At 56.8% G+C, this 25,971-nt stretch carries 22 protein-coding genes and 1 riboswitch; of the genes, 6 read left to right on the top strand and 16 right to left on the bottom strand.

The window, feature by feature from the left end; genetic code table 11:
• Positions 1-347 precede the first annotated feature (347 nt).
• Together purH and purD are read left to right on the top strand one after the other, a co-directional pair.
• Positions 348-1,937 carry a bifunctional phosphoribosylaminoimidazolecarboxamide formyltransferase/IMP cyclohydrolase gene (purH, locus tag ACR6A7_RS20710; protein WP_434127101.1) on the top strand — a complete coding sequence of 530 codons (1,590 nt, stop codon included), beginning with the start codon at positions 348-350 and terminating at the stop codon, positions 1,935-1,937.
• A 16-nt stretch (positions 1,938-1,953) separates the two neighbouring features.
• Complete coding sequence (gene purD / locus ACR6A7_RS20705; protein WP_434127100.1) at positions 1,954-3,234, top strand: phosphoribosylamine--glycine ligase; 1,281 nt, start codon at positions 1,954-1,956, stop codon at positions 3,232-3,234.
• A 35-nt stretch (positions 3,235-3,269) separates the two neighbouring features.
• Here the strand turns inward: purD and ACR6A7_RS20700 are convergent, their stop codons facing one another.
• The 6 genes from ACR6A7_RS20700 to nudC all read right to left on the bottom strand — a co-directional run bounded on the left by ACR6A7_RS20700 (position 3,270) and on the right by nudC (position 7,665).
• Positions 3,270-3,932 (bottom strand): DUF1481 domain-containing protein, encoded by a 663-nt coding sequence (locus tag ACR6A7_RS20700; RefSeq protein ID WP_434127099.1) that lies wholly within the window; start codon positions 3,930-3,932, stop codon positions 3,270-3,272.
• Positions 3,933-4,000: 68 nt separating this feature from the next.
• A complete protein-coding gene (gene hupA / locus ACR6A7_RS20695; protein WP_033755847.1) occupies positions 4,001-4,273 on the bottom strand; it encodes a nucleoid-associated protein HU-alpha in 273 nt (90 codons plus the stop codon).
• Between the two features lie 188 nt (positions 4,274-4,461).
• Positions 4,462-5,052 carry a YjaG family protein gene (locus ACR6A7_RS20690; RefSeq protein ID WP_033793167.1) on the bottom strand — a complete coding sequence of 197 codons (591 nt, stop codon included), beginning with the start codon at positions 5,050-5,052 and terminating at the stop codon, positions 4,462-4,464.
• A 62-nt stretch (positions 5,053-5,114) separates the two neighbouring features.
• Positions 5,115-5,783, bottom strand: a complete 669-nt coding sequence (nfi, locus tag ACR6A7_RS20685; protein WP_434127098.1) for a deoxyribonuclease V — start codon at positions 5,781-5,783, stop codon at positions 5,115-5,117.
• A 2-nt stretch (positions 5,784-5,785) separates the two neighbouring features.
• A complete protein-coding gene (gene hemE / locus ACR6A7_RS20680; RefSeq protein WP_434127097.1) occupies positions 5,786-6,853 on the bottom strand; it encodes a uroporphyrinogen decarboxylase in 1,068 nt (355 codons plus the stop codon).
• Positions 6,854-6,894: 41 nt separating this feature from the next.
• Positions 6,895-7,665 carry an NAD(+) diphosphatase gene (gene nudC / locus ACR6A7_RS20675; RefSeq protein ID WP_434127096.1) on the bottom strand — a complete coding sequence of 257 codons (771 nt, stop codon included), beginning with the start codon at positions 7,663-7,665 and terminating at the stop codon, positions 6,895-6,897.
• 152 nt (positions 7,666-7,817) lie between these two features.
• Between nudC and rsd the strand changes: the two genes are divergently transcribed.
• The 3 genes from rsd to thiE all read left to right on the top strand — a co-directional run bounded on the left by rsd (position 7,818) and on the right by thiE (position 11,318).
• A complete protein-coding gene (gene rsd / locus ACR6A7_RS20670) occupies positions 7,818-8,327 on the top strand; it encodes a sigma D regulator (RefSeq protein ID WP_434127095.1) in 510 nt (169 codons plus the stop codon).
• 249 nt (positions 8,328-8,576) lie between these two features.
• A riboswitch (TPP riboswitch) is annotated at positions 8,577-8,677 on the top strand.
• A gap of 86 nt (positions 8,678-8,763) precedes the next feature.
• Positions 8,764-10,689 carry a phosphomethylpyrimidine synthase ThiC gene (gene thiC, locus ACR6A7_RS20665; RefSeq protein ID WP_434127094.1) on the top strand — a complete coding sequence of 642 codons (1,926 nt, stop codon included), beginning with the start codon at positions 8,764-8,766 and terminating at the stop codon, positions 10,687-10,689.
• Positions 10,686-11,318, top strand: a complete 633-nt coding sequence (thiE, locus tag ACR6A7_RS20660) for a thiamine phosphate synthase (protein ID WP_434127093.1) — start codon at positions 10,686-10,688, stop codon at positions 11,316-11,318. Before thiC ends, thiE begins: the two co-directional genes overlap by 4 nt.
• Positions 11,319-11,499: 181 nt before the next feature.
• Here the strand turns inward: thiE and ACR6A7_RS20655 are convergent, their stop codons facing one another.
• Positions 11,500-12,969, bottom strand: coding sequence for an aminotransferase-like domain-containing protein (locus tag ACR6A7_RS20655; protein WP_434127092.1), 1,470 nt, complete (start codon positions 12,967-12,969; stop codon positions 11,500-11,502).
• 86 nt (positions 12,970-13,055) lie between these two features.
• Between ACR6A7_RS20655 and ACR6A7_RS20650 the strand changes: the two genes are divergently transcribed.
• Positions 13,056-13,334: a DUF1127 domain-containing protein gene (locus ACR6A7_RS20650; RefSeq protein ID WP_434127091.1), complete on the top strand. Its 279-nt coding sequence runs from the start codon at positions 13,056-13,058 to the stop codon at positions 13,332-13,334.
• A 180-nt stretch (positions 13,335-13,514) separates the two neighbouring features.
• Here the strand turns inward: ACR6A7_RS20650 and rpoC are convergent, their stop codons facing one another.
• The 9 genes from rpoC to ACR6A7_RS20605 all read right to left on the bottom strand — a co-directional run.
• A complete protein-coding gene (gene rpoC, locus ACR6A7_RS20645) occupies positions 13,515-17,738 on the bottom strand; it encodes a DNA-directed RNA polymerase subunit beta' (protein WP_434127090.1) in 4,224 nt (1,407 codons plus the stop codon).
• A gap of 79 nt (positions 17,739-17,817) precedes the next feature.
• Positions 17,818-21,846: a DNA-directed RNA polymerase subunit beta gene (rpoB, locus tag ACR6A7_RS20640; protein ID WP_434127089.1), complete on the bottom strand. Its 4,029-nt coding sequence runs from the start codon at positions 21,844-21,846 to the stop codon at positions 17,818-17,820.
• A gap of 328 nt (positions 21,847-22,174) precedes the next feature.
• The gene (gene rplL / locus ACR6A7_RS20635; protein WP_033755825.1) at positions 22,175-22,537 is read right to left on the bottom strand and encodes a 50S ribosomal protein L7/L12; all 363 of its coding nucleotides are present in this window, start codon (positions 22,535-22,537) and stop codon (positions 22,175-22,177) included.
• 66 nt (positions 22,538-22,603) lie between these two features.
• Positions 22,604-23,101, bottom strand: coding sequence for a 50S ribosomal protein L10 (rplJ, locus tag ACR6A7_RS20630; protein ID WP_011091858.1), 498 nt, complete (start codon positions 23,099-23,101; stop codon positions 22,604-22,606).
• Between the two features lie 352 nt (positions 23,102-23,453).
• Entirely contained in the window at positions 23,454-24,158 is a 705-nt protein-coding gene (rplA, locus tag ACR6A7_RS20625) for a 50S ribosomal protein L1 (protein WP_033755823.1), read from the bottom strand.
• 3 nt (positions 24,159-24,161) lie between these two features.
• Positions 24,162-24,590: a 50S ribosomal protein L11 gene (rplK, locus tag ACR6A7_RS20620; RefSeq protein WP_013507401.1), complete on the bottom strand. Its 429-nt coding sequence runs from the start codon at positions 24,588-24,590 to the stop codon at positions 24,162-24,164.
• Positions 24,591-24,737: 147 nt separating this feature from the next.
• Entirely contained in the window at positions 24,738-25,283 is a 546-nt protein-coding gene (nusG, locus tag ACR6A7_RS20615) for a transcription termination/antitermination protein NusG (protein ID WP_012439920.1), read from the bottom strand.
• A 1-nt stretch (position 25,284) separates the two neighbouring features.
• Positions 25,285-25,668, bottom strand: a complete 384-nt coding sequence (gene secE / locus ACR6A7_RS20610; protein WP_033755817.1) for a preprotein translocase subunit SecE — start codon at positions 25,666-25,668, stop codon at positions 25,285-25,287.
• Positions 25,669-25,896: 228 nt separating this feature from the next.
• Positions 25,897-25,971, bottom strand: a 75-nt coding sequence (locus ACR6A7_RS20605) for an EF-Tu C-terminal domain-related protein (protein ID WP_491565907.1), incomplete at its 5' end; no start/stop codon positions are given.

Genomic DNA, 25,971 nt, shown 5'->3' with positions numbered 1-25,971 from the left:
ACCTCAACACTGCATTCCGTAAGCCGTTGTGCCGTGTCGATGGAGGCGCATTATAGGGAGTCGTTCAGAGAGCGCAACAGCTAAATTGCAGAAAAATGACCGTTCGCTGCATTCCACAGCAAAAGCCCGCCTTATACGTGATTACCCACAAAGTTATCCACAATGCATTTCAAAACGAATTTTTGCGAGCAGCACGCAAACGTTTTCGCTACAATGCCCCGCGACGTCACGGATGCCCCTTTTCGGGGCGTTACCTGAAGTTTCGCCTCTTTTTATTCATAAGAAGATCGCTAAGCTTGATGTAACGCTCTTATTTACGCGAAACAAAGCCAAGGGATAAAACCACCATGCAACAACGTCGTCCTGTACGCCGCGCTCTGCTGAGTGTCTCAGACAAAGCAGGTATCCTCGAATTTGCTCAGGCGCTCTCCAGCCGCGGCGTCGAACTCCTCTCTACAGGCGGAACCGCCCGCCTGCTGGCCGATGCGGGTCTTGCCGTTACCGAAGTGTCTGACTACACCGGCTTTCCGGAAATGATGGATGGACGCGTCAAAACCCTGCACCCGAAAGTGCACGGCGGCATTCTGGGTCGTCGCGGCCAGGATGACGCTATTATGGCGCAGCACGCTATCGAACCTATCGACATGGTGGTAGTTAACCTCTATCCCTTTGCGCAGACCGTCGCACGCGAAGGCTGCACGCTGGAAGATGCGGTTGAGAATATCGATATCGGCGGCCCGACCATGGTGCGCTCGGCGGCCAAGAACCATAAAGATGTGGCGATTGTGGTTAAGAGCAGCGACTACGACGCCATTGTGGCGGAGCTGGACGCCAACGAAAACTCGCTGACGCTGGAAACCCGTTTTGACCTTGCGATCAAAGCGTTTGAGCATACCGCCGCCTACGACAGCATGATTGCCAACTATTTCGGCTCACTGGTTCCCGCCTATCATGGCGAGCGCAATCAACCCGCCGGCCGTTTCCCGCGCACGCTCAATCTGAACTTCATTAAGAAGCAAGATATGCGCTACGGCGAAAACAGCCATCAGGACGCCGCCTTCTATATAGAAGAGAACGTGCAGGAAGCGTCGGTGGCGACCGCGCAGCAGATGCAGGGCAAGGCGCTCTCCTATAACAATATTGCTGATACCGACGCGGCGCTGGAGTGCGTGAAGGCGTTCAGCGAAGCGGCCTGCGTTATCGTTAAGCATGCCAACCCCTGCGGCGTCGCCGTTGGCGCATCGATTCTTGAGGCTTACGAGCGCGCTTATCAGACCGACCCGACTTCTGCCTTCGGCGGCATTATCGCTTTTAACCGTGAACTGGATGAAGCCACCGCGCAGGCGATTATCAGCCGTCAGTTCGTTGAGGTGATCATCGCCCCTTCCGCCAGCGAAGCGGCGCTTAAAGTCACGGCGGCCAAACAGAACGTTCGCGTGCTGGTTTGTGGCCAGTGGCAGGCGCGCGTCCCCGGTCTCGATTTCAAACGCGTTACCGGCGGTCTGCTGGTGCAGGATCGCGATCTGGGCATGGTGGAAGCGAGCCAGCTGCGCGTGGTCAGCAAGCGTCAGCCGAGCGAGCAGGAGCTGCGCGACGCGCTCTTCTGCTGGAAGGTCGCGAAGTTCGTGAAATCCAACGCCATCGTTTATGCGCGTGACAATATGACCATCGGCATCGGCGCCGGCCAGATGAGCCGCGTCTACTCCGCTAAAATCGCCGGCATCAAGGCTGCGGACGAAGGGCTGGAGGTTAAAGGCTCGGCGATGGCGTCCGACGCCTTCTTCCCGTTCCGCGACGGTATCGATGCGGCAGCCGCCGTCGGCATCACCTGCGTTATCCAGCCGGGAGGCTCTATTCGCGACGACGAGGTTATCGCCGCGGCTGATGAACACGGCATCGCCATGATCTTCACTGACATGCGCCACTTCCGCCATTAATTATCCGGAGAGCAAAATGAAAATTTTAGTGATTGGCAACGGCGGTCGTGAACACGCGCTGGCCTGGAAAGCGGCGCAGTCGCCGCTGGCGGAAACGGTATTCGTCGCGCCCGGCAACGCAGGTACTGCGCTGGAGCCCGCGCTGCAAAATGTCGATATCAGCCCGACCGATATCCCTGCCCTGCTCGCGTTCGCCCAGCGCGAAGCGATCGACCTGACCATCGTCGGCCCGGAAGCGCCGCTGGTTATTGGCGTGGTCGACGCCTTCCGCGCGGCGGGTCTGAAGATTTTCGGCCCAACCAAAAACGCAGCGCAGCTGGAAGGCTCTAAAGCCTTTACCAAGGATTTCCTTGCCCGCCACCATATTCCTACCGCGGAGTACCGCAACTTTACGGATGTTGAAGTGGCGCTGGCGTACCTGCGCGAGAAAGGCGCGCCTATCGTCATCAAGGCTGACGGCCTGGCTGCCGGTAAAGGCGTGATCGTCGCAATGACGCTGGAAGAAGCTGAAGCGGCGGTTAAAGATATGCTGGCCGGCAACGCTTTCGGCGACGCAGGCCATCGCATCGTGATCGAAGAGTTTCTCGACGGCGAAGAAGCCAGCTTTATCGTGATGGTGGACGGCGAACACGTGCTGCCGATGGCCACCAGCCAGGATCATAAACGCGTCGGCGACGGCGATACCGGCCCGAACACCGGCGGCATGGGCGCCTACTCTCCTGCCCCGGTGGTGACCGACGAGATCCACCAGCGCGTGATGGATCAGGTGATCTGGCCAACGGTGCGCGGCATGGCGGCAGAAGGCAATGTCTATACCGGCTTCCTGTATGCCGGCCTGATGATTGATCGGTCGGGCCAGCCGAAAGTCATCGAATTTAACTGCCGCTTTGGCGATCCCGAAACCCAGCCAATCATGCTGCGCCTGCAGTCGGACCTGGTTGAACTCTGCCTGGCGGCCTGCGACGGCGCGCTGGATAAGACAGATTCAAAGTGGGATCCGCGCCCGGCGCTCGGCGTCGTGCTGGCAGCGGGCGGCTATCCGGGCGACTACGTCAACGGCGAGCAGATTCATGGCCTGCCGCTGGAGCAGGTTGACGACGGCAAGATATTCCATGCCGGGACGCGCCTTGAGAACGATCTGGTGCTGACGAACGGCGGCCGCGTGCTCTGCGTTACCGCGCTGGGCGACGACGTGGCGGCGGCGCAAAAGCGCGCCTATGAGCTGGCTCAGCCTGTTTCCTGGAACGGCAGCTTCTGCCGCCGCGATATCGGCTATCGCGCCATTAACCGCAAGTAAGTAAAAAGGGCGCGCCATGCGCCCTTTTCTCTGCCTTAAAAATCCGCTTCTTTCGGCTGTGAATCGCAGCGTTCTCCCGATGCCGCGCGCAGCAGCTGCGTGCCTTCCGGCGCCTCCAGCCAGGAGACCAGCAGCGGCGCGGCGCTGTGCCGCTGCTGCTGCGCCAGCGTCTGCAGCGCGTAATCGTCAAAAGAGGGCGACTCACGTCCGCCATCGCAAAGGGCGATTTGCTTCGCGCCCAGCCACTGGCCCTGCTTCAGCATCACGCGACCGCTAAGCAGCGCATTGCTCTGCGCCAGCATCCGCTGCGCATCGAACTTATAGAGCTCTACCGTATCCGGATCGACCGCTTCACGTCGCCCGGCCAGCTGCCGCTGCATAAAGCTCAGGCTGCCATCCTGATCGAAGCGCAGAGTAACATCGTCAGGCTGCTTGCCGCTGACGTGGCGCGCGACGCTAATCAGCTTCTCCTCTTGCCACACGTAGTCGGTAGTTTCTGCCGCCTCGCCGTTAAAAGGCGTATAGAGCGTGCGCAAATGAATCGTAAGGTGGCTGTTTTTGCGCCAGATGCGCACTGCGCCGCGATCGGCAAGATAACCGCTGGCGCTAAAAGGAGGCGTGTCGGGCGTAGAACCGCACCCGGAAAGCAGAAGCAGAGTAAGCAGAGCAAAACAGGAGGGCAAACGCAGGTTCGGCATAGCTGGCCCCTAATACAAAAGGGGCGAATTCGCCCCTTCTTTTAAAATTCTGACCGCAATGCGACGTCTTATTTAACAGAGTCTTTCAGCGCTTTACCAGACACGAATGCCGGTACGTTTGCCGCAGCGATTTTGATCTCTTTGCCAGTTTGCGGGTTGCGACCGGTACGCTCAGCGCGGTGGTTCACTTTAAAAGTACCAAAACCAACCAGTTGTACAGCATCACCTTCTTTCAGAGACTCAGTGATCGCAGCCAGAGTTGATTCCAGAGCCGCTTTAGCCTGGGTTTTCGACAGGTCCGCTTTTTCCGCGATCACATCAATCAGTTGAGTCTTGTTCATAAGTTATCCTTAAAGTGTATTTATCGCTTGCTAAGCAACGAGTGCGAGGGAAAAGCCATATTCTGGCACTCTTCAGCCTGCACGCACCGATAGCCACAATTTTCAGCCCCCCAAATGTAGACCAGAGAGGGGGCCGATGTGAAGCCTCCAGGCGCGCTAATTCGGGCCTGAAGTCACGTTTTCCCGCCTTACTGCTGAAAATTTATACCGATGTTGCTGATTCCCGCCTCCCGCAGGTCTAAACGCAAACCTTTGATCAATTCAAGGTCTCGTTCTTCACAGTCGGCAAGCAGGCGGAAAATCTCCCATTGCAGGTCCCATTCATCGATTACGGCTGGGTTTTCGCGCAGCTCTTCGTCGCTCATTTCGCGTCCGGCCTGGGTCATTTCCAGCATCGCTACGGTGGTGATCGACGTCTTGCTGACCTCAATCGCATGCTCCAGCGTTTCGCCGCTCAGCATCGCGTGCAGCACTTCACTTAGCGCCACGCAGGCGTCGATAGCGGGATAGACGCCGTACACCTCGAAGGCGTCGCCGTCGGGAATGGCGGCTTCAAGCTTTTCCAGCTGGCTGTCAAAATTAATTTTGGCATCTTTGACCGTCAGGCTTTCCCAGATGAGATCGAGAAGGCGGCGATAAAGCGCCGGATCGGCGAATTCCGTCTGCTGGCAGAATGCCCAGTAATTGGGGAACATACGCTCGCACAGGCAAGCCATAAACGTCAGATGCTGCCAGCTTTCCAGCTTAGCCAGACGCAGGTGAACGGGGTTTTGTAACATGAACAGGGCTCTTCATCGTTTAGCTGGCGGCAGTGTACCGCAAAAGCGCCGCGCGCACAGCGTTAAAGCGCGCTTTGCCAGCGCTGAAAGGCGGTGCGGTTGGATGCCACGGCATCCGCCCAGCGCGTAGGCTCCGGCAGGCGATAGCCGCCCATGCAGTTTTCCACCCAGTGGAGCGCGCTATCCAGGCTGACGCGGTGTCCTGTCGCCACGAAAAGCGGGTTGCAGCGCGCTTTGCTGCGCCATACCCAGCCGATCTGCTCGCCTTTGTCTATCAGCGGCTGGCGCGAGCCCGGTTCGGCGTCCAAATCGGCAAAGCGACCGCACAGGCGCTTTTTCGCCACGCCGATAGTCGGCACGTCAACCATCAAGCCAAAGTGTGAGGCGACGCCGAGGCGACGCGGGTGCGAAATGCCGTGTCCGTCGACAAAAAGTAGATCCGGTTTGCGCTCAAGCATCTCCCATGCCGCCAGCAGCGCAGGATATTCGCGAAAAGAGAGGAAGCCGGGAATGTAGGGCATGGTGGTAGCGATGCGCGCCACGCGATGCTCCACCAGCTTGAGAGAGGGATATTCGAGGATCACCAGGGCGGCACGCGTGACCGCCCCTTCCTGCTCGAATCCGACATCGGCGCCGCCGATAAAACGCGGCGGCAGAACGTCGAAATCATCCTGCCGCACCACCTCTGCAGCGCGCTGAATTTGCTCCGCGCGCAGTGCAGCAATGTCCATACTTACTCCTGATGATATTGGCCTGAGAGACGATGTACCGCCTCGACGAACACGCCCGCATGCTCTGGCGGCACATCCTGATGGATACCATGTCCCAGGTTGAAGACGTGACCGCTGCCCGCGCCGAAGCCGTCAAGAATACCTGCGACTTCCTGCTCGATACGTGCAGCTGGCGCATAAAGCATAGACGGATCCATGTTGCCCTGCAGCGCCACTTTGTCGCCGACGCGACGACGCGCCTCGCCAATATCAGTGGTCCAGTCGAGACCGAGCGCGTCGCAGCCGGTGGCCGCCATCGCTTCCAGCCACTGTCCGCCGCCTTTAGTGAAAAGGGTAATCGGCACGCGGCGCCCTTCGTTCTCATGCAGCACGCTGTCGACGATTTTATGCATGTAGTGGAGCGAGAACGCCAGGTAATCGCGGCCGGTCAGCACGCCGCCCCAGGTGTCGAACACCATCACCGACTGCGCGCCCGCGCGGATCTGCGCGTTGAGATAAAGAATGACGCTGTCCGCCAGCTTGTCGAGCATCGCATGCAGCGTTGCCGGATCGGCATACATCATTTTTTTGATTTTGGTAAAAGCCTTGCTGCTGCCACCTTCGACCATATAGGTCGCCAGCGTCCAGGGGCTGCCGGAGAAACCGATCAGCGGCACTTCGCCGTTGAGGTTTTTGCGGATGGTGCGCACCGCATTCATCACATAGCCGAGTTCCTGCTCAGGATCGGGCACCGGCAGTTTGTCGACATCGGCGCGGCAGGTAACCGGGTTAGAAAAACGCGGGCCTTCGCCGGTTTCGAAGTAGAGTCCCAGCCCCATCGCATCGGGGATCGTCAGGATATCGCTGAAGAGGATCGCCGCGTCGAGCGGATAGCGGCGCAGCGGCTGCAGGGTGACTTCACACGCCAGTTCGGCGTTTTTGCACAGCGACATAAAATCGCCGGCTACGGCACGCGTCGCTTTGTACTCCGGCAAATAACGCCCGGCTTGTCGCATCATCCATACCGGCGTCATATCGACCGGTTGACGTAACAGGGCGCGCAGATAACGATCGTTCTTCAGTTCACTCATTTCAGGACTCTCTCAATTTCAGGCGCGTAGTGTAACACTTCTTACGCCTCGCTGCGGCAGATGGCGACGGTATCTTCGATTAGCCGGCGCGCCACAGTGCCCGGCGGCGGCAGCGGCGGCAGCGCGTCGTAGCGGTACCAGCCGGCGTCCAGCAGCTCTTTGTTATCGATTTGCAGATCGCCGCCATCATATTCCGCCATAAAAGCCATCATCAGCGAATGCGGGAAGGGCCAGGGCTGCGAGGTAACGTAACGCAGGTTTTTGACGCGGATGTTGCTCTCTTCCATCACCTCGCGCGCGACCGCCTGCTCCAGCGTCTCGCCCACCTCGACAAAGCCCGCCAGCACGGTATAGATGCTGTTGCGATGACGCGCATGATTGGCCAGCAATATTTCAGCGCCGCGTCGAATGGCGACAATAATGCAGGGCGCGATTTGCGGATAGTAGCGCTCGCGGCAGTGGCCGCAGAGACAGGCGTTTTCATGCTTGCTCAGATGCATTTCGTGGCCGCAGTAGCCGCAGAAGCGATGCGAGCGGTAAAACTCCGCCAGCTGCACGGCGCGCCCGGCAAGCTGAAACAGACCGGGCTCTTCATCAATCAGCTGACGCACCGAGAACATATCGCGATCGCGGCTCTCACACACCAGCCATACCGTTTCGCCCTGCCACTCGCCGACCGCCTGCGCCTTGCTGCCTGTAAGCTTGAACGCAGCGGCGCCGCCGTGAGGCAGATCGCCTTGCGGCAACCAAAGTTTCTGTTCATGGCTGACAATCCACCATCCAGCGTCTACGCTTGAGATCTCATGTTGCATCTAATCGTCATCCTTAGCGTCTTACCGATACGCTGAAGTCCTGATGTTAAGTGTGTAGACAAACAACTATACCCTAAATCGTCCAGCTTGCAGGCGGCACCAGGCCAGCCGCAGCGTGACGGGAAGGGAACTTTCTTTACATGGAGTCAGATATGCTTAACCAGTTAAACGTCCTGACCGAGCGCGTAGGTGGCAGCAACGAACTGGTAGACTCGTGGCTGGACGCCCGTCGCCAGCTACTTGTTTCTTATTACCACCTGGTTGGGCTGAAGCCTAACAAAGAGGCGCTCACAACGTTAGACGAGCAGGCGCTCGACAATTTTTGTCACGGTCTGGTCGACTACCTTTCTGCCGGTCACTTCAGCATTTACGAACGCATCATCAATGAGATGGAAGGCGACAGTCCAATGATTGCCGCTGCGCAGGTTTATCCGCCGCTGGAAGCCAACACCGAGCGCCTGATGCAGCTCTATGATGGCCACTTGCAGCAGTCCATTGACGACGATAACTGCGTTGATTTTCAGCTGGCGCTGTCGGAAGTCGGCGAAGTGCTGGAAGCGCGCTTTACGCTGGAAGATAAGCTGATCCAGCTTGCCTGGGATAATAGCCTGGTGAGCATAACAGCGGCCAATGACAGCAGCAGGCTGTCGCGTCCGGCTTAACATCAAGCAGTTGTAAATGGCTTGTTATTCTGCGCAAGCCCTTCTATGCTGAACGGGTTTTCGACTTTACCGTCAAAAACCCGTTTTGTTTTTTGTGCGATATGCACGGCGTTTTGCGTTTTCAGCGTAGAGTGCGCCGCCAGTTCACGCCCGGATAGCGCGCAGGGACGGGAGCATACTGAAGTATGTGACCGTCACGAGCACTGCCCAGGCGTGAAATGGCAAGCTAAGCCGCTTAAAACGTGAAATGAAATCTTGTCGGAGTGCCCGCAAGGGCTGAGACCGTTAATTCGGGATCCGCGGAACCTGATCAGGTTAGAACCTGCGAAGGGAACAAGAGTAAACATCATCAGTACGCTGGCGATTTTGCCTGCCGTTTCTGTTACTCCTTCCGAACTCCGGACAAGCAACGTTCCCCCTCAACAGGAAAATTGCTATGTCTATGACCAAAACCAACCGACGTGAACAGCGCGCCCAGGCGCAGGCCTTTATTGAAGCGCTTCAGAGCGGCGTCGCCTTTCCCAACTCGAAACGTATCTGGATCCAGGGCAGCCGTGCCGATATTCGCGTGCCGATGCGCGAGATCCAGCTCAGTCCGACGCTGCTCGGCGGCGATAAAGACCGTCCGCGCTATGAAGAGAATGAGGCGGTGCCGGTCTACGATACCGCTGGTCCCTATGGCGATCCCGATGCCGTTATCGATGTTCAGCATGGACTGGCAAAGCTACGCGCCGACTGGATCGCCGCGCGCGACGACAGCGAGACGCTGACGCACACCAGCTCGCGCTATACGCAGCAGCGTCTGGCCGACGACGGGCTCGATCATCTGCGTTTCGAGCGGCTGCCGCAGCCGCGGCGCGCCAAAGCGGGGCGCTGCGTTACCCAGCTCCACTATGCCCGTCAGGGCGTCGTCACGCCGGAGATGGAGTTTATCGCGCTGCGTGAGAATATGGGGCGCGAACGTATTCGCAGCGAAGTGCTGCGCCAGCAGCATGACGGCCACGGCTTCGGCGCGCAGCTGCCGGAAAACATCACCCCTGAGTTTGTACGTCAGGAAGTGGCCGCCGGACGCGCCATTATTCCCGCGAATATCAACCATCCCGAGTCAGAGCCGATGATTATCGGCCGCAACTTTCTGGTCAAGGTCAACGCCAACATCGGCAACTCGGCGGTCACCTCCTCTATTGAAGAAGAGGTGGAGAAGCTGGTCTGGTCGACACGCTGGGGCGCCGATACCGTGATGGATCTCTCCACCGGCCGCTATATTCATGAAACGCGCGAGTGGATCCTGCGTAACAGCCCGGTGCCCATCGGTACCGTACCGATTTATCAGGCGCTGGAAAAGGTCAACGGCGTGGCGGAGAACCTCGACTGGGAGGTGTTCCGCGACACGCTGCTGGAGCAGGCGGAGCAAGGCGTCGATTACTTCACTATCCACGCTGGCGTGCTGCTGCGCTATGTGCCGATGACGGCGAAGCGCCTGACCGGCATCGTTTCGCGCGGCGGGTCGATTATGGCGAAGTGGTGTCTGTCGCATCATCGCGAAAGTTTTCTCTATACGCACTTCCGCGAAATTTGCGAAATCTGCGCCGCCTACGACGTTTCGCTGTCGCTTGGCGACGGCCTGCGTCCCGGCTCGATTCAGGACGCCAACGACGAGGCGCAGTTCGCCGAGCTGCGCACGCTGGGCGAGCTGACAAAAATCGCCTGGGAGTATGACGTGCAGGTGATGATTGAAGGTCCCGGTCATATTCCTATGCAGATGATCCGTCGCAATATGACCGAGCAGCTGGAGCACTGTCACGAAGCGCCGTTCTATACGCTCGGCCCGCTGACCACCGATATCGCGCCCGGCTACGATCACTTCACCTCCGGCATCGGCGCCGCGATGATTGGCTGGTTTGGCTGCGCCATGCTCTGCTACGTTACGCCCAAAGAGCATCTCGGCCTGCCGAATAAAGAGGACGTTAAGCAGGGTTTGATTACCTATAAGATCGCCGCCCACGCGGCGGATCTGGCGAAGGGGCATCCCGGCGCGCAGATCCGCGATAACGCCATGTCCAAAGCGCGCTTTGAATTTCGCTGGGAGGATCAGTTTAATCTGGCACTCGATCCCCACACCGCGCGCGCCTATCACGACGAAACCCTGCCGCAGGAGTCGGGTAAAGTGGCTCACTTCTGCTCAATGTGCGGCCCCAAATTCTGCTCGATGAAAATCAGTCAGGAAGTGCGCGACTATGCGGCCAGCCAGGCCGAGGCGCAGCCGATCGCCATCGGCATGCAGCAGATGTCTGAAACCTTTCGCCGCCGCGGCGGCGAGCTTTACCACTCAGCCGACGCGCTGAACGAGGAGAAACAATGAACGCGCCTTTCCCTGCTACCGCCTCGCGCTTAGGACTCTATCCGGTCGTCGACAGCGTGGAATGGATTGCACGCCTGCTGGAGGTCGGCGTGCGCACTATCCAGCTGCGTATTAAAGATCGGGAGGCGGCGGCGGTGGAGCCATCGATTATCGAGTCGATTGCGCTCGGCAAGCGTTACAATGCTCGTCTGTTTATCAACGATTACTGGCAGTTGGCCGTTAAGCACCGCGCTTACGGCGTGCATCTGGGTCAGGAGGACCTGGATGTCGCGAACCTGAACGCCATTCGCGAGGCGGGTCTGCGGCTGGGGGTGTCGACGCACGACGATCGCGAGCTGGATCGTGCGATGGCGATACGCCCTTCCTATATCGCGCTGGGGCATATTTTCCCTACCGAGACGAAGGCAATGCCGTCAGCGCCGCAGGGGCTGACGGAGCTTCAGCGGCATCTCGCGCGGCTTAAAGGCGTTTCGACCGTGGCAATTGGCGGCATCAGCCTGGCGCGCGCGCCGGCGGTGCTGGCAACCGGCGTCGGCAGTATCGCCGTCGTCAGCGCCATTACCCAGGCGCCGGACTGGCGCGCTGCGACCCAGGCGTTGCTGGCGCTGGCGGAACCGCCGGAGGCCTGACACGGAACGCGCCGCGCAAAAAGCGGCAACCTCCTGCAACAGCGGTAAAAAGAGTGGAAAACGGCGCACAGCGACAGGCTTTCTCGCTCGCGCCGTTATTCTGCTGCGCTACAGTGGCTTTCGCCGGGTATGTGCCCGGCCAGGGCCGGAACCTCCCCTCACCTCTCTGGCCCTGCCTCAACTATTTAGCCAGGAGGGCATCATGCTGCAGGGAGTGTGGAGAGTGTTCGCCCGTGCAGGCGGCTATCGCGTGCTCGACCGCCTGTCCGACTTTTGCCAGCGCCTGTTCGACACGGTCGTCCAGCGTTACCGCGAAGCTCAGTCGCAGGCAGTTGCGATATTTTCCCGATGCGGAAAAGAGCGATCCCACCGCAATCTGAATATGCGAATCGCGCAGTTCGCGATTAAGCCGCACGGCGTCAAACGCTTCCGGCAGTTCAACCCACATCATAAAGCCGCCCTGCGGACGCGAGACGCAGATGCCGCAGGGAAAGTAGTGACGCACCCAGCAGCTGAAGCAGTCGTAGTTGCGCTGATAAAGCTGACGCATACGCCGCAGATGCGGCTGATAGTAGCCCTGGCGAATAAACTCCGCCATCGCATGCTGCGCCAGCGTGTTGCTGGAGCCGGTAGCGATATACTTCATATGCAGTACGCGATCGCGATAGCGTCCTGGCGCAACCCAGCCGATGCGCAGGCCGGGCGCCACCGTTTTCGAAAAAGAGCTGCACAGCAGCACCCGACCGTCCAGATCGAGCGATTTCAACGTGGCTGGCCGCGGATACTCCCAGGCCAGCTCACCGTAAACATCGTCTTCAATCACCGCTACGTCAAAGCGCTGCGCCAGCGTCAACAGTGCACGCTTACGCGCCTCCGGCATAATGAAACCCAGCGGATTGTTGCAGTTAGGCACCACCATGACAGCCTTGATTGGCCACTGCTCAAACGCCAGCTCCAGCGCTTCCAGACTGATGCCGGTGACCGAGTCGGTGGGGATCTCAATGGCGCGAATGCCGAAGCCGCGCAGGGTCTGCATTATGCCGTGAAACGACGGCGACTCCACCGCGATGATATCGCCCGGCTCGCATATCGCGCGGATCGACACCGACAGCGCCTCATGGCAGCCGGTGGTAATAACGATATCGTCAACCGACAGCTGACAGCCGCTGTCGATCGCCAGCCGCGCTACCTGCTCGCGCAAGCCCGTTACGCCATACAGATTGTCATAGCTGAGAAGCTGTGTTTCCTGCCGCTGCGCCTGCCGACTGAGAATTTTCCACAGCGGTTTGAGGGTCGGCTGGGTGAGGTTGGGCATGCCGCTGCCCAGCTGCAGCACGTCGCTTTCCTGACGGCTCTCAAGCAGATCCAGCACCGACTCCCACTGAGTGATCTCTACCGGACGCTGCACCGGGCGCGTCAGCGCCGGCACCGGCGGCGCGGCCTTACGCGGCGCGACGAAATAGCCGGAACGCGGCTGCGGCGTAATCAGCTGCTTCTCCTCCAGCACGTGGTACGCCTGCTGCACGGTGCTAATGCTGACGCCATGTTCAAGGCTCAGCGTGCGCACTGACGGCAGCTTTTCACCGCTGCGGTAAAGCCCCTGCTCAATGCGCTGTGCCAGATGCATCGCCAGCTGTTGATAACGCGTCATGTTCGGCTCCTGTCAGGCTGAGAAGTTAGAAAACAGTACAGACAGGCAAATTTTTTACCATTCAGACGCTGCCTGGGGCAATCTGTATGTTAAATAAAGTCGAATTTTGCGTCTGTATCCTTTGCGCCATCAGGCAGAAACTATTTCTCAGTTCACCTGATGAGGAAAGTAAAATGGGATACGAAGAAAACTGTGCGGCAAAACCTTTTTCTGTTACGCCCTGGTCTCTATTACGCGCCATCGCGCGCTGCCTGAGGGGTCTCCATCAGCGGCGTAAGACGCGCCTGATTCTGCTGCAGCTTAGCGATGCGCAGCTCAAAGATATCGGCCTGACGCGCGGCGATATTGAAAATGTGAAGCGTTAGCGTGCTGAAGTTCCACAGGGTGCGCCCCGGCCTTTTTTTGCTCTGGCGGGTAGAGAAATGCTGTCCGCCAGACGTTTACTATCTCAACCAGCTCGCCGCTGGCAAAACCCCGTCACTAATCACTTTTTTATCCCAAAAAAAAACCCTGCCGAGGCAGGGTTTTTATTACGCGAAGAGCGATTAGTCGTTGTCGCTGCCGCCGAGACCGGCATTCAGCAGTTCAGCCAGGCTGGCAGAGGCTTCATCCGCAGTAACCTGCGGTGCCACTGGCACTTCACCTGCGGCTTTACGACGCATACGATCCTGATGGTAGGCGTAACCAGTACCGGCCGGGATCAGACGACCCACGATCACGTTCTCTTTCAGGCCGCGCAGTTCATCGCGCTTGCCTGCAACAGCGGCTTCGGTCAGGACACGAGTCGTCTCCTGGAACGAGGCTGCCGAGATGAACGATTCGGTTGCCAGCGACGCTTTGGTGATACCCAGCAGATCGCGCACGTAGGTCGCGCCGATTTTGCCGTTCGCTTCGAGATCGCGGTTGGAGATCTTGATGCGAGAGACTTCTGCCTGCTCACCTTCCAGGAAGTCGGTGCTTCCCGCGCTCATGATGGTAGCTTTACGCAGCATCTGACGAACGATGACTTCAATGTGCTTATCGTTAATCTTAACGCCCTGCAGACGGTAAACTTCCTGCACTTCGTTAGTGATGTAACGGGTCACAGCATGGACGCCACGCAGACGCAGAATGTCGTGCGGCGATTCCGGACCGTCTGAAACCACGTCACCACGCTCTACGCGCTCGCCTTCAAACACGTTAAGCTGACGCCATTTCGGAATCATCTCTTCGTAAGGCTCGCTGCCATCAACCGGCGTAATCACCAGACGACGTTTACCTTTGGTCTCTTTACCGAAGGAGATGATACCGCTGATCTCCGCCAGGATTGCTGGCTCTTTCGGACGACGCGCTTCGAACAGGTCGGCAACGCGCGGCAGACCACCGGTGATATCCTTGGTACCGCCAGATTCCTGCGGCACACGCGCCAGGGTGTCACCAGAGCTAATTTTCTTACCATCTTCCAGCTGTACGATCGCTTTGCCTGGCAGGAAGTACTGGGCCGGCATGTCGGTGCCTGGGATCAGAACATCTTCGCCCTGCTCATCGACGATTTTCAGCGCCGGACGCAGGTCTTTACCACCAGCCGTACGCTCTGCGGTATCCAGTACCACCAGCGAGGAGAGACCGGTCAGTTCGTCGGTCTGACGCGTGATGGTCTGGCCATCAATCATGTCAGTAAAGCGAATAAAGCCGCTGACTTCGGTGATAACCGGCATGGTGTGCGGATCCCAGTTCGCTACGGTTTCGCCCGCTGCAACCTGTTCGCCGTCGCCTTTCGCCATGGTCGCGCCGTAAGGGACTTTATAGCTCTCTTTCGTACGACCAAACTCATCGATCATTTTCAGTTCGACGTTACGCGAGGTAATAACCAGTTTGCCAGCGGAGTTAGTTACCGACTTGGCGTTGGTCAGTTTGATGGTACCTTTGTTTTTCACCTGAATGCTGGACTCAGCTGCCGCACGCGATGCCGCACCACCGATGTGGAACGTACGCATGGTCAGCTGTGTGCCCGGCTCACCGATGGACTGTGCCGCGATAACACCGATCGCTTCACCTTTGTTGATGATGTGACCACGTGCCAGGTCGCGACCGTAGCAGTGGGCGCACACGCCAAAATCGGTTTCACAGCTAACAACGGAGCGAACCTTGATGGTGTCGACAGAGTTCTGTTCAACCACATCACACCAGTGCTCATCCAGCAGCGTATTACGCGGAACCAGAATGTCAGCGGTGCCCGGCTTCAGCACGTCTTCTGCGGTCACACGACCCAGTACGCGCTCGCGCAGCGGCTCTTTAACGTCGCCGCCTTCGATAACCGGCGTCATCATGATGCCTTCGAAGGTGCCGCAGTCATCTTCGGTCACTACCAGATCCTGCGCAACGTCAACCAGACGACGCGTCAGATAACCGGAGTTCGCGGTTTTCAGTGCGGTATCCGCAAGACCTTTACGCGCACCGTGGGTCGAGATGAAGTACTGGAGTACGTTCAGACCTTCACGGAAGTTCGCGGTGATCGGCGTCTCGATGATGGAGCCGTCTGGCTTCGCCATCAGGCCACGCATACCGGCCAGCTGACGAATCTGCGCTGCAGAACCACGCGCACCGGAGTCCGCCATCATAAAGATGCTGTTAAAGGAAACCTGTTTCTCTTCTTCGCCGTCACGGTTAATCACGGTTTCAGTTGAGAGGTTTTCCATCATCGCCTTCGCTACGCGCTCGTTCGCCGCAGCCCAGATATCGATGACTTTGTTATAGCGCTCGCCCGCGGTAACCAGACCAGACTGGAACTGCTCCTGGATCTCAGCCACTTCCGCTTCCGCTTCGGTGATGATTTCCACTTTCTTCTCTGGGATAACCATGTCGTCGATGCCGACAGACGCGCCTGAACGGGCAGCGTAGGCGAAACCGGTGTACATGGTCTGGTCAGCAAAGATAACAGTCGGCTTCAGGCCCAAAATGCGGTAACAGGTGTTCAGCATTTTGGAGATCGCTTTTTTGCCCAGCGCCTGGTTAACGATAGAGAACGGCAGACCTTTCGGCACGATCATCCACAGGATGGCGCGGCCAATGGTGGTGTCGATGAGGCTGGTTTTAGCGACCCACTCATCCTGCTCATTTTTCTCGTGTTCGGTAATACGTACCTTCACACGAGCGTGCAGCGATGCCAGACCAGCGCGGTAAACACGCTCAGCTTCTTTCGGGCCGGTCAGCACCATGCCTTCGCCTTTGGCGTTAACACAGTCACGGGTCATGTAGTACAGACCCAGTACAACGTCCTGAGATGGAACGATGATTGGCTCGCCGTTCGCAGGTGACAGGATGTTGTTGGTAGACATCATCAGCGCACGCGCTTCCAGCTGGGCTTCCAGCGTCAGCGGTACGTGAACGGCCATCTGGTCACCATCGAAGTCGGCGTTATAGGCCGCACACACCAGCGGGTGCAGCTGAATAGCTTTACCTTCGATCAGAACCGGTTCAAACGCCTGGATACCCAGACGGTGCAGCGTCGGTGCACGGTTCAGCAGAACCGGGTGCTCGCGGATAACTTCATCCAGGATATCCCAGACAACCGCTTCTTCGCGCTCAACCATTTTCTTCGCGGCTTTGATGGTGGTGGCCAGGCCACGCAGCTCCAGCTTGCCGTAGATGAACGGTTTGAACAGCTCCAGCGCCATTTTCTTAGGCAGGCCGCACTGATGCAGACGCAGGTATGGACCTACGGTGATAACAGAACGACCGGAGTAGTCAACACGCTTACCGAGCAGGTTCTGACGGAAACGACCCTGTTTACCTTTGATCATATCGGCCAAAGATTTCAGCGGACGCTTGTTGGAACCGGTGATCGCACGACCGCGACGGCCGTTATCCAGCAGGGCGTCGACCGCTTCCTGCAGCATACGTTTTTCGTTGCGTACGATGATGTCCGGCGCAGCCAGATCCAGCAGACGCTTCAGACGGTTGTTACGGTTGATAACGCGACGATAGAGATCGTTCAGATCCGACGTCGCGAAACGACCGCCGTCCAGCGGAACCAGCGGACGCAGATCCGGCGGCAGCACCGGCAGCACGGTCAGGATCATCCACTCTGGCTTGTTGCCAGACTGCACGAACGCTTCCAGCAGCTTGATGCGCTTGGTCAGCTTCTTACGCTTGGTCTCGGAGTTGGTTTCGTTCAGCTCTTCACGCAGCTGCTCGCACTCTTGCTCCAGATCCATATTTTTCAGCAGAGCCTGGATCGCTTCGGCGCCCATCTTCGCATCGAATTCGTCACCGAACTCTTCCAGCGCGTCAAGGTACTGCTCTTCGGTCAGAATCTGACGTTTTTCGAGGTTGGTCATGCCACCTTCGACAACAACGTATGATTCAAAGTAGAGCACGCGTTCGATATCGCGCAGCGGCATATCCAGCAGCAGGCCGATACGGGACGGCAGCGACTTCAGGAACCAGATGTGCGCGGTCGGAGAAGCGAGTTCGATGTGGCCCATGCGCTCACGGCGCACTTTGGTCTGGGTCACTTCAACGCCGCACTTCTCACAGATCACGCCGCGGTGTTTCAGGCGCTTATACTTACCGCACAGGCACTCGTAATCTTTTACCGGTCCGAAAATACGGGCGCAGAAAAGACCGTCACGTTCAGGCTTGAAGGTACGGTAGTTAATGGTTTCCGGCTTTTTCACTTCACCGAATGACCAGGAACGGATCATGTCTGGCGAAGCCAGCGCAATTTTGATCGCATCAAACTCTTCGGTCTTAGTTTGCGCTTTCAGAAACTTAAGTAAGTCTTTCACGGATTAGCTCCCGTCGGAGTGGAACTCTCAGGGGCGCGCAGCCGAAACGGCGCGCCCCATAACCAGTACTTGCGAGTGCTTACTCGTCTTCCAGCTCGATGTTGATGCCCAGCGAGCGAATCTCTTTCAACAGTACGTTGAAGGACTCCGGCATGCCCGGTTCCATCTGATGGTTGCCGTCGACGATGTTTTTATACATCTTCGTACGACCATTCACGTCATCAGACTTAACGGTAAGCATTTCCTGCAGGGTGTATGCCGCGCCGTATGCTTCCAGCGCCCACACTTCCATCTCACCAAAGCGCTGACCACCGAACTGTGCTTTACCACCCAGCGGCTGCTGAGTAACCAGGCTGTAAGAGCCGGTTGAACGCGCATGCATCTTGTCATCCACCAGGTGGTTGAGTTTCAGCATGTACATGTAGCCCACAGTTACCGGACGCTCGAACTGCTCGCCGGTACGGCCGTCAAACAGGGTGATCTGGCCGGAAGTCGGCAGATCGCCAAGCTGCAGCAGCTCTTTGATTTCGCTCTCTTTCGCGCCGTCAAACACCGGCGTCGCGATCGGCATACCTTTTTTCAGGTTCTCAGCCAGACGCAACACTTCGTCATCAGAGAAGGTGTTGAGGTCAACGCGCTGACGCACGTCCGCGCCCAGGTCATAGGCGCGCTGGATGAATTCGCGCAGTTTCGCGACTTCTTCCTGACGCTTCAGCATGGCGTTGATCTTGTCGCCGATACCTTTCGCCGCCATACCCAGATGCGTTTCCAGGATCTGACCGATGTTCATACGTGACGGTACGCCCAGCGGGTTCAGTACGATGTCGACCGGCGTGCCGTTCTCGTCGTAAGGCATATCTTCGATCGGGTTGATCTTAGAGATAACACCTTTGTTACCGTGACGGCCTGCCATCTTATCGCCCGGCTGAATCTGACGTTTAACGGCCAGATAGACTTTGACGATTTTCAGCACGCCCGGCGCGAGGTCGTCGCCCTGGGTGATCTTGCGACGCTTGGCTTCAAGTTTTTTCTCAAACTCGTGCTTCAGTTCGTCGTACTGCTCAGCCAGCTGCTCCAGCGCGTTCTGTTTCTCTTCGTCGGTCAGGCCCAGCTCCAGCCAGCGCTCGCGCGGCAGCTTGTCGAGCTTGTCCGCTTCTACGCCGCCAGAGATCAGTACAGCCTGAATACGGCCGAACAGGCCCGCTTCGAGGATCTGCAGTTCTTCAGACAGGTCTTTCTTCGCCTGCTTCAGCTGCATCTCTTCGATTTCCAGCGCACGCTTGTCTTTTTCCACGCCATCGCGGGTAAAGACCTGAACATCGATAACGGTACCAGAAACGCCGTTCGGCACGCGCAGCGACGAATCTTTCACGTCGGAGGCTTTTTCGCCGAAGATAGCGCGCAGCAGTTTCTCTTCCGGCGTCAGCTGGGTTTCACCTTTCGGCGTAACCTTGCCCACCAGAATGTCGCCACCGGTCACTTCTGCACCGATATAAACGATGCCGGACTCATCCAGTTTAGAGAGCGCAGCTTCACCCACGTTCGGGATATCAGCGGTGATCTCTTCTGGCCCCAGCTTGGTGTCGCGAGACACGCACGCCAGCTCCTGAATATGGATGGTGGTGAAACGGTCTTCCTGAACCACACGCTCGGAAACGAGGATGGAGTCTTCGAAGTTGTAACCGTTCCACGGCATGAACGCGACGCGCATGTTCTGGCCAAGCGCCAGTTCACCCAGGTCGGTTGACGGACCGTCAGCCAGCACGTCGCCGCGCTCGACCGGCTCGCCCAGCGACACACACGGCATCTGGTTGATGCAGGTGTTCTGGTTAGAACGGGTGTACTTAGTCAGGTTATAGATGTCGATGCCCGCTTCGCCCGGATACATCTCATCTTCGTTAACTTTGATAACGATACGGGATGCGTCGACGTACTGTACGGTACCGCCACGTTTCGCTACGGCGGTCACGCCTGAGTCGACCGCTACCGCGCGCTCCATACCGGTACCTACCAGCGGCTTATCAGCGCGCAGCGTCGGTACGGCCTGACGTTGCATGTTCGCACCCATCAGGGCGCGGTTAGCATCGTCGTGCTCCAGGAACGGGATCAGTGACGCACCGACGGAAACCACCTGCTGGGTGGAAACGTCCATGTAGTCAACCTGATCGCGGCTGAACAGGCTCGATTCGCCTTTGCTACGGCAGGTGACGAGATCGTCAACGAAGTGACCTTCATCATCCAGCTGGGCGTTCGCCTGAGCGATAACGTAGTTACCCTCTTCAATCGCAGAGAGGTAATGGATTTCGTCAGAGACCACGCCGTCGATAACGCGACGATACGGGGTTTCCAGGAAACCGTACTCGTTAGTCTGCGCGTAGACAGACAACGAGTTGATCAGACCGATGTTCGGACCTTCAGGGGTTTCGATTGGACATACGCGACCGTAGTGGGTCGGGTGTACGTCTCGAACTTCGAAGCCAGCACGCTCGCGCGTCAGGCCGCCTGGGCCGAGTGCAGAGATACGACGTTTGTGCGTAATCTCAGACAGCGGGTTGTTCTGATCCATAAACTGTGAGAGCTGGCTGGAGCCAAAGAACTCTTTCACCGCCGCCGAAATCGGCTTGGCATTGATCATGTCCTGCGGCATCAGCGTGTCGAGGTCGCCCAGCGACAGACGCTCTTTCACCGCGCGCTCTACGCGAACCAGGCCAACGCGGAACTGGTTTTCCGCCATTTCACCTACTGAACGAATACGACGGTTGCCGAGGTGGTCGATATCGTCCACTTCGCCTTTACCGTTACGGATGTCGATCAGCTTCTTCATCACTTCGATGATGTCTTCTTTGCTCAGAATGCCTGAACCTTCGATTTCATCACGCAGCAGTGAACGGTTGAACTTCATGCGGCCAACAGCGGACAGATCGTAACGATCTTCCGAGAAGAACAGGTTCTCGAACAGGTTCTCAGCGGCTTCACGCGTCGGCGGCTCGCCAGGACGCATCATGCGGTAGATCTCAACCAGCGCGCTCAGGCGATCGTTGGTCGGGTCAACGCGCAGGGTCTCGGAGATGTACGGGCCGTGATCCAGATCGTTGGTGAACAGCGTTTCGATACGCTTGTGGCCCGCCTGGCTCAGCTTAGCCAGCAGGTCCATGGAGAGTTCCATGTTCGCCGGAACAATCAGTTCGCCGGTGCTCTCGTCGATATAGTCTTTCGCGACCACTTTGCCCGCGATGTACTCAACCGGCACTTCGATGTGCTGAATGCCATCTTTTTCCAGCTGACGAATGTGGCGCGCAGTAATGCGACGGCCTTTTTCAACGTAGACGTTGCCGTTCGCTTCGATGTCGAAAGAGGCAGTTTCGCCGCGCAGGCGCTCAGGCACCAGCTCCATCTGCAGCTTGTTGTCGCGAATCTCGAACACCACTTTCTCGAAGAACAGATCGAGGATCTGCTCGGTGGTGAAGTTCAGCGCGCGCAGTATGATACTGGCCGGCAGCTTACGACGACGGTCGATACGTACGAACAGGTTGTCTTTCGGGTCGAACTCGAAGTCCAGCCATGAACCGCGATAAGGAATGATGCGTGCGTTATAGAGCACTTTACCCGATGAGTGGGTTTTACCTTTATCGCTGTCGAAGAAGACGCCAGGACTACGATGCAGCTGAGAAACGATAACGCGTTCAGTACCGTTGATAACAAAGGTACCGTTGTCCGTCATGAGCGGGATTTCGCCCATGTAGACTTCTTGTTCTTTAATGTCTTTTACGGTGCCTTCCGGCGCTTCGCGCTCGTAGATCACCAGACGCAGTTTGACGCGCAGCGGAGCAGAGAACGTCACGCCACGAATCTGACACTCTTTCACGTCAAAGACGGGTTCGCCCAGACGATAGCTGACATATTGCAGCTCTGAATTACCGCTGTAACTCTGAATGGGGAAGACGGAACGGAAGGCTGCTTCCAGTCCGTACTGACCTTCTGAATCTTGCTCGATGAACTTCTGAAACGAGTCAAGCTGGATAGAAAGGAGATAAGGTATGTCCAGTACTTGCGGACGTTTACCAAAGTCCTTACGAATACGTTTTTTCTCGGTATAGGAGTAAACCATAGGGTTCCTCAGCTAGCTGACAAGTCGACCCACGCTGTCCGTCCTGAAGGACAGTTCATGCAACACTATTTTGTTTGATTCATGCGGCGCAGAGGCCACATGCAATACATCTTTCTATCACTCTTAAATCATTTCATTGCATTAGCATGGGCAGGGAACCCGCGCAGGAAAGCAGTATATTAAGTCGTCGATAGAAAAAGATATTGAAGAGCAGCGATGGACAAACAGTGCGAAACCCCATCAAGGCTCTTGAGCGCAAAAAGGCTGGTGACCCAAAAGCCACCAGCCATCAGCCTGATTTTACTCAGGCTGCAACCCGAAGGTTGTCTTACTTAACTTCAACGTCAGCGCCAGCTTCTTTCAGAGCAGCTTCAAGTGCAGCTGCGTCGTCTTTGCTGATGCCTTCTTTGATCACGCCAGTTGCTTCAACCAGGTCTTTGGCTTCTTTCAGGCCCAGACCAGTTGCGCTACGAACGGCTTTGATTACCGCTACTTTGTTCGCGCCAGCAGATTTCAGTACGACGTCGAATTCAGTTTTCTCTTCAACAGCTTCAGCCGGGCCAGCAGCAACAGCTACAGCAGCAGCAGCAGAAACGCCGAATTTTTCTTCCATAGCAGAAACCAGCTCAACTACTTCCATTACGGACATAGCGGCAACGGCTTCCAGAATTTGGTCTTTAGTGATAGACATGACAATTGTTCCTAAGAATCAGAAAAAGTTTATACGTTAGCAAGTGCGAATGAAAAGAATTTGGCCTTAAGCCGCTTCTTTTGCATCGCGAACAGCAGCCAGAGTGCGGACCAGTTTGCCAGCAGCGGCTTCTTTCATGGTCGACATCAGACGTGCCAGTGCTTCTTCGTAAGTCGGCAGCGTTGCCAGACGGTCAATTTGTGCCGCCGGGATCAGCTCACCTTCAAAGGCTGCAGCTTTGACCTCAAATTTTGCATTCGCTTTCGCGAAATCTTTGAACAGACGAGCAGCAGCGCCCGGGTGTTCCATAGAATATGCAATCAGGGTCGGACCAACAAACGTGTCTTTCAGGCACTCGAACTGAGTACCTTCAACGACGCGGCGCAGCAGGGTGTTACGAACAACACGCATGTAAACGCCAGCTTCACGACCTGCTTTACGCAGTTCGGTCATTTTATCAACGGTAACGCCGCGAGAATCCGCAACAACCGCTGACAGCGCGCCTTTGGCTACTTCGCTGACTTCAGCAACAATCGCTTGTTTGTCTTGAAGATTTAATGCCATTAGCTTTTGCTCCTGGATTTTGGCCGGAGATGAATTTCTCCGGAACTCACTTCACCTACCGACCCAAAGGAAGGTAAGCGCTAAAACACGGTGAGCAGAATCCAGTTAAGAAAAAATTCTTTTTGGCTCTGTCACCGTCTACGCAGGGGATTAAGCGTCACATCCGAAGATGGGCCGCGCCTGCGGTCTTGGACGGAGGCCAGGAAAGGCCTGGCTCCAACCTACCCCGCCGTTTCCGTCGCCTTGCCGAAGCAAGTGCGCTGGTCACAGCGGGATATAAATTCAGCGTCTGTTTTACCAGAACAACGGGCGTAAGATTCTAGGTGAATTTTTCGCCCGTTTCAAGCAGCAATTAGTTTGCTGCTGCGTTCAGACCCGCCTGGTCGATGGCAACGCCAGCGCCCATGGTGGTAGACAGGCTGATTTTCTTGATGTAAACACCTTTTGCCTGAGCAGGTTTTGCTTTTTTCAGCGCAACCAGCAGAGATTCCAGGTTTTCTTTCAGCTTGTCAGCGTCGAAGTCCACTTTACCGATGGTAGTGTGGATGATACCGTTTTTGTCGTTACGGTAACGAACCTGGCCCGCTTTAGCGTTTTTAACCGCTTCAGCAACGTTCGGCGTGACGGTACCGACTTTCGGGTTTGGCATCAGGCCGCGTGGGCCCAGAACCTGGCCTAACTGGCCAACAACGCGCATCGCATCTGGAGAAGCGATAACCACGTCAAAGTTCATTTCGCCTTTTTTGATCTGGTCAGCCAGATCTTCCATACCTACCAGCTCAGCGCCAGCTGCTTTAGCAGCTTCAGCGTTTGCGCCCTGGGTAAAGACGGCAACGCGTACTGAACGACCAGTACCGTGCGGCAGAACGGTCGCACCACGAACGTTCTGGTCAGATTTACGAGCGTCGATGCCGAGGTTAACGGCAACGTCCACGCTCTCTACAAACTTAGCGGTAGCCAGTTCTTTCAGCAGAGCAACGGCTTCAGTAACATCGTACTGTTTGGTCGCATCAACTTTGTCACGGATCACGCGCATGCGCTTGGTCAGCTTAGCCATTTCTTAGTCCTCCACTACCAGGCCCATGGAACGAGCGGTACCTTCGATAGAGCGAGTCATCGCTTCTACGTCAGCACCAGTCATGTCCGCAGCTTTGGTTTCTGCGATTTCACGTACCTGAGCACGGGTTACTTTACCGACTTTGTCTTTGTTCGGCTTACCAGAACCAGACTTGATGCCTGCTGCTTTTTTCAGCAGAACGGCGGCCGGCGGCGTTTTGGTAACGAAGGTGAAAGAACGGTCGCTGTATACGGTGATAACAACCGGAGTAGGCAGACCTTTCTCCAGGGATTCCGTTTTGGCGTTAAACGCTTTACAGAATTCCATGATGTTAACGCCCTGCTGACCCAGAGCCGGACCTACCGGTGGGCTCGGGTTAGCCATACCCGCTGCAACCTGCAGCTTGACGTAGGCTTGTACTTTCTTGGCCATGATTTTTCCTCAGTTGGGTATAGCGCCTGAAAAACAGGCTCCCCGTGGTAACAGTTCACACGCTGTTGCCAGCGCATAAAAACAAAAGGCGCGAAATTATAGTTAAATTTCGCGCCTGCTGCAAGATTCAAAATGTGAACAAGGTGATTAACCTTTCTCCACCTGCCCGAAGTCCAGTTCGACCGGCGTTGCGCGGCCAAAGATAGAAACGGACACTTTCAGGCGGCTCTTCTCGTAATCCACCTCTTCGACCACGCCGTTGAAGTCGGCGAACGGGCCGTCGTTGACGCGCACCATTTCGCCCGGTTCGAACAGCGTTTTCGGACGCGGCTTGTCACCCACCTGCTGCAGGCGGTTCATGATCGCATCCACTTCTTTATCGCTGATCGGCGCTGGGCGGTCAGAGGTGCCGCCGATGAAACCCATCACGCGCGGTACGCTGCGCACCAGGTGCCAGCTGGCGTCATTCATCACCATCTGCACCAGCACATAGCCGGGGAAAAATTTGCGTTCGCTTTTACGACGCTGACCGCCGCGGATCTCTACCACTTCTTCAGTAGGAACCATGACGTCGCCGAACAGCTCTTCCATGTTGTGCAATTTGATGTGCTCGCGCAGCGACTGTGCTACGCGGCCTTCAAAGCCGGAAAACGCCTGCACGACGTACCAGCGTTTTTTTGGAGCTTCAGACATCTCAGAACCTCAGGCCAGTGATAAACGATACCAGACGGACCAGAATACCATCCAGCCCCCACAAAATCAGTGACATCACGGCGGTAACCGCGGCAACGATTAACGTGGTATGCAGCGTTTCCTGGCGAGTCGGCCAAATGACCTTACGCATTTCGGTGCGTGCTTCACGTGCAAAAGCCACGGTTGCTTTGCCTTTGACCGTCAGCAGCGCAATGCCGCCCGCAGCCGCAATCAGCACCACGACAGCCAGCGCGCGCAATGGCAGCGTCACATCGCGATAGATATAATTGCCTACGATGGCTACCAGCAGCAACGCAACAACAGCCAGCCACTTTATCGCTTCCAGGCCGCGCCCGCTCCCTTGAGCTTCGGTATTCGCACTCATAAACCAACCTGCCACAATAATTCAGAAACTATTTTGCCCCGCAAGGCGAGGCATCCAAACCGAATGAGCTTTTGGGGCGTAACTCGGTATCCTACGCCGCGCAACAGAGCCTGTCTCAGCAATGATTATGATCGAAAATCACTGATGAGCCAGGTTCTATATAACAGCGTGCAAAAAGGGCATCAAATGATGCCCTTTCCGTATGCATTGCGTCAAATGTTATCGTAATTAAGCGATAACTTCAGCAACAACGCCCGCGCCAACGGTACGGCCGCCTTCGCGGATTGCGAAGCGCAGACCCTG

The organism is Pantoea phyllosphaerae, from assembly GCF_051025595.1.
Taxonomy (GTDB): domain Bacteria; phylum Pseudomonadota; class Gammaproteobacteria; order Enterobacterales; family Enterobacteriaceae; genus Pantoea.
This window is presented reverse-complemented; position numbering and strand designations above follow the sequence as displayed.